This window comes from Nocardia sichangensis, assembly GCF_047200615.1.
Classification (GTDB): Bacteria; Actinomycetota; Actinomycetes; order Mycobacteriales; family Mycobacteriaceae; genus Nocardia; species Nocardia sichangensis.
This window is the reverse complement of record NZ_JBJZOK010000006.1, coordinates 336982-342981: the sequence shown is the minus strand read 5'-3', so window position 1 is coordinate 342981 and position 6000 is coordinate 336982. Positions and strand designations below refer to the sequence as shown.

The window sequence follows — 6000 nt, the reverse complement described above, 5'->3', positions numbered from 1 at the left end:
GGCTCCCCCCGCTGGCGCCGGGGGGGGTCGGTGGGGCGCCGGTAAATCACCCATTTTCGGCCCCCCCGCCCGGCCCCCCCGTGCTAAAATGGGTGTTTTTTCGGGGCCCCCCCGGGGCCCCCCCCCCCCCCCGGGGGGGGGGGGGGGGGGCGCCCCCCCCCGATACTCCGTCGGCGGGGATCGGAATCGTCAGCTGGTGGGTGCGGTCAGGTCGTAGACCGTGGCGTTGCCGACCGTCTTCGCGGTGTAGTGCGCCTTCACCCACTCGGCGATCTCGTCCGCGGCCGACTTCTCGTCCCCGGAGCCGGGCCGCATGCCCTGCCCCTGCGCGATGAACCAGTGCACCTCGCCATCGGCCACGTACTGCTGGAACCGAGCCAATGTCGGCGCGTCGTCGCCGCCGCTGAAGCCGCCGATCGCGATCACCGACGTGCCGGTGCGCAATTCCAAGCTCGACGCGGTGCCGGAGCCGATGCTCGCCGCCGACCACCGGCTGTCGGTTTTCTTCAGCAGGGCGTTCAGCTCGGCGTTGTCGGCGCCGCCGCCCGGTCCACCGCCGCCGGGAGCTCCGCCCGTGGGAGCCCCGTCACCGGTCGGCATGCCGCCGTCGGCCGCCATGTCTCCGGTGGGCAGTTCGCTGCCGGTGGGAGCCGCGTCTCCGGTCGGCCGGCTTGTGCCGGGAGGAGCCGCGCGGCCGGCCGCGGACGCTCCGTCGGCGGCCTCGGCGCGGCCGTCGTCCGCTCCCGTGCCCGGACCACCGGCTCCGCCCGCACCGGGCCCGCCCATGGAACCCGCCTGCGCGGGCCCGGAGGTAGGAATGCCGCCGCTGTGCGCGTGGGTGACCGTTTCGACCGCGTAGGCCGTCGACCCGGCGAATCCGGCGAGCAACGCCGTCGCCGCGATCGCGACGGCGATCCGGCGCGACCGGTGCGCGCCGACCAGCAGCGCCACCGTGGCGATCGCCGTCGCGGCCACTACGGTCCAGCGCAGCCACGGCAGCCAGTCCGGCGTGCGGTTCAGCAACACGAAAGCCCAGGCGCCGGTGACCGCCGACAGCAGTGCCAAGGTGATCCTGGCCGTCACGTGCCCGCGCCGCCGCCACAGTTGCGTCACCGCGATCGCCGCGACACCGGCGACGCCCGGCGCCAGGGCCACCGTGTAATACGGGTGGATGATGCCGCTCATGTAGCTGAAGACCAGGCCGGTACCGAGCGACCAACCGCCCCAGAGGATCATCCCCGCCCGCAGCCGATCGGTGCGTGGCGCGCGGCCACTCAGCCAGAGCCCGGCGACCAAGCCGATCAGCGCGACCGGAAGCAGCCACGACACTTCGGTCGCCATGGTGCCGCTGAACAGCCGGGCCAGGCCGGTGTCGCCGCCGAACGCGCCGCCCATGCCCCCGCCACCGCCGGGGCCGCCGGAGCCCCCTCCACTCGGATTGCCGCTGCCGCCGAGCAACCGGCCCATGCCGTTGTAGCCGAGCGCCAGTTCCCACAGGCTGTTGTCGGTCGACCCGCCGATGTACGGGCGCGAATCCGCGGGCCACAACTCCACCAGCAGCACGTACCAGCCGCCCGCGACCACCATGGCCGCGCACGCGGTGACCAATTTGCCGATGCGGGACCAGAATCCGCCCGCGCCCACGACCAGGAAGACCGAACCCAGGGCGGGCAGGACCAGGAACGCCTGCATCATTTTGGTCAGGAACGCGAAACCGATGGCGACACCGGCCAGCATGAGCCAGCCGGTGCTCACCGAACGCCAGCGCGGGTCGTGCGAGTCGATCGCCCGCACCGTGCAGTAGGCCGCCGCGATCAACAGCAGGGTCAGCAGCGCGTCCGGGTTGTCGAAGCGGAACATCAACGCGGCGACGGGAGTCGCCGCCAGCGCCGCACCCGCCAGCAGGCCCGCGCCGGGCCCGCTCCACCGCCGCACCGCGGCGTACAGCAGGGCCACCGAGCCGACGCCCATCAACGCTTGCGGCGCAAGCAGCGACCACGAGCCGAATCCGAACAGCCGCCCCGACAGCCCCATCACCCATAGCGCCGCGGGCGGCTTGTCCACCGTGATCGCGTTGCCCGCGTCGTGCGCGCCGAACAGCAGTGCCTTCCAGCTCTGCGTGCCCGCCTGCGCCGCGGCGGCGTAATACTCGTTCGCCCAACCGGATATCGTCAGATTCCACAGATACAGCACCGCGGTCGCGCCGAGCAGCGCGAACAACGCCGGGCGCGCCCATCGCGGTTGGGTCGCGGGCCCGAAGAACACGCGACCCGCCCGGGACCGGCGTGCCGGTGCGCGATGGGCGCCGACGAGTCGCTCGTCGGCCGCGACGCCCGGCGGGACGCTCGTGATCAGCGCCATGATTTCGCCTTCCTTTCGTCTGAACCTCTGCTCGAAGGCTAGGAAGGCAGCCTGCCCGCAAGCTGGGGCAAACCTGGGAGTGCGCTGTGCGGCCGAGCGGCCCTCGTCACTCGCTCGGCGGGATCACACCGTGCTGACCACCTCCTCGTACGCCAGTCGCGGCGAACGCGGGAACCACGCGTTCGGGCCGGGCTTGCCGATATTGACCACGACGAGGCCGGTGTATTCGCCGCCGGGGAAGAAGTCCTCGTCCAGGCCCGCGCCGTCGAAGCCGTTCATCGGGCCCGCCGCCAGACCGGCGGCACGGACGCCGAGGATGAAGTAGCCGATCTGGATCAGGGCGTTGAAGCGCGCGGACTCCGCGCGGTAGTCGGCGTCCGCGAAGTAGTCCTTGGCCTCCGGCGCGTGCGGGAACACCGTGGGCAGGTGCTCGTGGAAATTCAGGTCGGCGGCGAGGATCGCCGACAGCGGCGCGGCGGCCGTCTTCGGCTTGTTGTTGTCGATCATGTGGGTGACCAGCCGGGCCCTGGCCTCGGGGCTGCGCACCAGAACGATCCGCAGCGGTTGCTGATTCATCGAGGTCGGTCCATATTTGACCAGCTCGTAGATCGCGCGGATCTGCTCGTCGGTGACCGGCTCGTCGGTGAAGGCGTTCGCCGTGCGGGCCTCCCGGAACAGCAGGTCCCCGGCGTCGGCGGCGAGCGTGAGCAAATCCGGCTGAACGGAGTTCACAGGGTTTCTCCTCGATAGTGGTCGGATCAGTCGTGGACGACGCGCCGCGACCGGGTCAGCAAGGCGCCGTCGGCGCGGACGAGCACGTCGTGCACGACGCAGCTCGGCGCGATCTCCGGCTTGCTGTTCGGGCGGATCTTCACCACCAGGCAGTAGGCGGTGGACACGATGGTCCCGTCGTCCTGCGGCTGCAGGTTGATCATGTTGAACCAATGCCTGCGCTGCATCGGGTCGGTTTCGAAGCGCTTGTGGAACTCGACCAGGTCGGCGATGATCCCGGCCCTGGTCCGGGCCGGCGGAATGCCCGGTGTGTGCTCGAATTCCGCGTCCTCGGTGAAAGTCGCGGCGTAGCCGGGGATGTCGCGGTTGTCCAGCCGCTGCATCTGTTCGGCGTAGAACTGCTGGACCTCGGCGTACAACTCGGTGCGGCTGGCGACGGTGGTCATGGTTGCTCCTGTGGTCGCGGCGGGGCTCGGCTGCACGCCAGCGTGGTCCACGCCGCTAGAGCCTCGGTTGAGCCGATCTCCGTCGTCCGCGGTTGACCGGATCTATAGGACGCGGGTCGACCCTGGTGGTCGAGAAGCCCGGCGAGTTCGGAAGTTCGACCGATGGAGGAGTCATGGCGGAAAATCGGCGCGTCGCGCTGGTCACCGGAGCGACCAGCGGAATGGGCCTGGAGATCACCAAAAGCCTGGCGGCCCAGGGGATCGCGGTGTTCCTCTGCGCTCGCGATCAGCAGCGGGTGACCGACACGGTGAAGAGTCTGCAGGACGACGGTCACGAGGTGGACGGCACCGTCTGCGACGTCGCCGACGCCGCGCAGGTCCGCGAGTACGTCGACGCGGGTGTGCGGCGCTACGGCCCGATCGACATCCTGATCAACAACGCGGGCCGCAGCGGCGGCGGCGTCACCGCGCAGGTGACCGACGAACTGTGGTTCGACGTGATCAACACCAATCTCAACAGCGTGTTCCTGATGACGAAGGCGGCGCTGAACGCGGGCGGCATGCTCGAGCGCGGCAGCGGCCGCATCGTCAACATCGCCTCCACCGGCGGTAAACAGGGCGTGGTGCACGGCGCCCCGTATTCCGCGTCCAAGCACGGCGTGGTCGGCTTCACCAAAGCGCTGGGCCTCGAGCTGGCCAAGACCGGGATCACCGTGAACGCCGTGTGCCCCGGATTCGTGGAGACGCCGATGGCCGAGCGGGTGCGGGAGGTGTATTCGGGGCTGTGGGGCGTGGACACCGACGAGGTGCACGCCCGGGTCAGCGCGCGAGTGCCGATCGGCCGCTACGTGCAGCCGTTCGAGGTGGCGGCGATGGTCGACTATCTGATCGGTCCCGGAGCGGGCGCCGTCACCGCGCAGGCGCTGAACGTCTGTGGCGGCCTGGGTAATTACTGACAAGGAGTGACGGCAATGACCGCAGTGGAGGAGAACGTCCCCACCACCGGACACGAGGACTATCTGCGGGTGCTGGAGGCGATCCAGACCGGCGCGTTGCAGCTGCTCGCGGGCTTTCCGCAGCAGCCGAGCGCACTGCGCTTCCAGGTGGGGGAGGTGACCGTCGAGGCCGAGTGGGCGGCCGTGCCCGCACCGATCGCGGCGGCCGCGGTGGAAGCCGTCGCCGCGCCGGAGGCTCCCGCGCTCGGCGCGGTCGTCCGCGCGCCCAGTGTCGGCGTGTTCTACCGATGCCCTGAGCCGGGCGCGGACCCGTTCGTCGAGGTCGGCGAACGGGTGAGCGCCGGGCAGCAGGTCGGCATCGTCGAGGCGATGAAGTTGATGATCCCGGTGACGGCGCAGGCGGGCGTGATCACCGGGATCCTCAAGGAAGACGGCGAACCGGTTCAATTCGACGAGCCCCTGTTCTCGTATTCGCCGGAATGACGGTGTGTTTCGAGCGGGCGGCCGCGACGCCAGGTGAGCACCCGGCGTTGTGTCCGCCCGCCGACCTGTGCGGCGCCGATGAGCGTCAGCACGTCGCCGTTCAGCGACATCTGCCGCACCTGCTCGGTCCGCGCCCAAGCCGGGTTGGAGCAGACGCTGATCGCGTGCACCACCTCCGTGCCGGTGCGCCGCCAGGTGCCCGCGTACCCCATGAACGGGGTGGCTCCCTTGGCTCCGTCGGTGCGCATCATGCTCACCGACATGTAACCGTGCGCGCCGTAGATCAGCAGGCCGCGTGGTGCGTCGCCGAGCGGGCCCGTGCTGGTGACGTCCTGCTCGTCGATGTCGTAGTAGGAGACCAGTTCCCAGGTGCCGACAAGATCGGTTGCGTTCATGACACCGACGATGGCGGCCGCCGCTCTAATCACGCTGTAGCCGGTTGCCGGGCGAAGCGGTGACTGGCCCGCACCAGCTGCCAGACGACGTCCAGCTCCTCGCGATCGCGCGGCCCGTACACCATCACCAGCGTCCCGGGCAGGTATCCCCGCCGGGCCATCGGATGCGCCTCCGCCCAGCCCAACCGAATCGACTGCGCCACAGTGTCTTTCGGCAGGCACATGTGCAGACTGCCGTCCCCGTGCCCGTGCAGGTGGGCGAATTCGGTGCCCGCGAGATACGCCTCGCCGGGTCCATGGGCGATCGTCGGCCGCAGGTGCAGGGCCCGGGTGTCGGGCAGGGAGACTCCACTGCGGCCGAGCAGAACGCCGTCGAGCGTGGTCATCCGCGACCACAGCTCCTCTTGCAACTCCGGCGGAGCGATCTGGTCGAGTTGCTGGTGCGGATTGTGCGCACGAGTGCGCGGCCGGTCACCGGAGCGCCGTGGCAGATCCAGGCGGCCGTCCACTGTTGTCGTCGTCATGACTGTGCTCCCTTCGGATTTCGCGTATTCGCGACCCCTGGAAACACATTACTTTCCAAAGTATAGTAGTAACCAAGGGGAAAGTGACTTACCGGGAGGACGT

7 protein-coding genes are annotated in these 6000 nt (G+C 69.9%); 2 read left to right on the top strand and 5 right to left on the bottom strand.

Going from position 1 to position 6000, the window contains the following annotated elements:
* Positions 1–189: 189 nt before the first annotated feature.
* The 3 genes from ACL03I_RS11725 to ACL03I_RS11715 all read right to left on the bottom strand — a co-directional run bounded on the left by ACL03I_RS11725 (position 190) and on the right by ACL03I_RS11715 (position 3539).
* Positions 190–2361, bottom strand: a complete 2172-nt coding sequence (locus ACL03I_RS11725) for an ArnT family glycosyltransferase (protein ID WP_412805875.1) — start codon at positions 2359–2361, stop codon at positions 190–192.
* Positions 2362–2484: 123 nt separating this feature from the next.
* The gene (locus ACL03I_RS11720) at positions 2485–3093 is read right to left on the bottom strand and encodes a malonic semialdehyde reductase (protein ID WP_355077922.1); all 609 of its coding nucleotides are present in this window, start codon (positions 3091–3093) and stop codon (positions 2485–2487) included.
* 26 nt (positions 3094–3119) lie between these two features.
* Complete coding sequence (locus ACL03I_RS11715) at positions 3120–3539, bottom strand: nuclear transport factor 2 family protein (RefSeq protein ID WP_355077921.1); 420 nt, start codon at positions 3537–3539, stop codon at positions 3120–3122.
* Positions 3540–3712: 173 nt separating this feature from the next.
* Here ACL03I_RS11715 and ACL03I_RS11710 point away from each other — a divergent pair, with 173 nt between their 5' ends.
* Together ACL03I_RS11710 and ACL03I_RS11705 are read left to right on the top strand one after the other, a co-directional pair.
* Positions 3713–4495 (top strand): SDR family NAD(P)-dependent oxidoreductase, encoded by a 783-nt coding sequence (locus ACL03I_RS11710; protein WP_412805874.1) that lies wholly within the window; start codon positions 3713–3715, stop codon positions 4493–4495.
* A gap of 15 nt (positions 4496–4510) precedes the next feature.
* Entirely contained in the window at positions 4511–4978 is a 468-nt protein-coding gene (locus tag ACL03I_RS11705) for an acetyl-CoA carboxylase biotin carboxyl carrier protein (RefSeq protein ID WP_379253169.1), read from the top strand.
* Here ACL03I_RS11705 and ACL03I_RS11700 read toward each other — a convergent pair.
* Together ACL03I_RS11700 and ACL03I_RS11695 are read right to left on the bottom strand one after the other, a co-directional pair.
* Entirely contained in the window at positions 4939–5373 is a 435-nt protein-coding gene (locus tag ACL03I_RS11700) for a lipocalin-like domain-containing protein (protein WP_355077918.1), read from the bottom strand. The two genes, ACL03I_RS11705 and ACL03I_RS11700, sit on opposite strands and share 40 nt — an antisense overlap.
* A gap of 29 nt (positions 5374–5402) precedes the next feature.
* Positions 5403–5897, bottom strand: coding sequence for a luciferase domain-containing protein (locus ACL03I_RS11695; RefSeq protein ID WP_355077917.1), 495 nt, complete (start codon positions 5895–5897; stop codon positions 5403–5405).
* Between the last annotated feature and the right edge of the window lie 103 nt (positions 5898–6000).